The sequence below is a fragment of the Methanococcoides sp. AM1 genome (assembly GCF_900774055.1).
Taxonomy (GTDB): domain Archaea; phylum Halobacteriota; class Methanosarcinia; order Methanosarcinales; family Methanosarcinaceae; genus Methanococcoides.
The window spans coordinates 1-293 of sequence record NZ_CAAGSW010000023.1; the positions used below are offsets into that span (position 1 = coordinate 1).

Consider the following 293-nt stretch of genomic DNA (forward strand, 5'->3'; position numbering starts at 1 on the left):
CCTTCAGTTACATTAGCACTGAAATCGGATACCGGAAGTATAGGAACTGATGTCACATTGATATAACCGGTCTTGACTTCGGAAGCAGTACCATTGATATTACTGACAGTAAGATTGACAGTATACACCCCAGCTGTATCATACGTATGAACGAGATTCTGACTTGAGTAATCCTCAGTACCGTCAGCATCAATATCCCAGGACCATGACGTTGCATTGGTTGAGAGATCAGTGAATGAAACAGTAAGTGGTGCAATACCTTCAGTTACATTAGCACTGAAATCGGATACCGG

1 protein-coding gene is annotated in these 293 nt (G+C 42.3%); it reads right to left on the reverse strand.

Going from position 1 to position 293, the window contains the following annotated elements; genetic code table 11:
- The coding region (locus E7X57_RS12230) for a PKD domain-containing protein (RefSeq protein ID WP_135613275.1) at window positions 1–293 on the reverse strand (293 nt) is incomplete at both ends.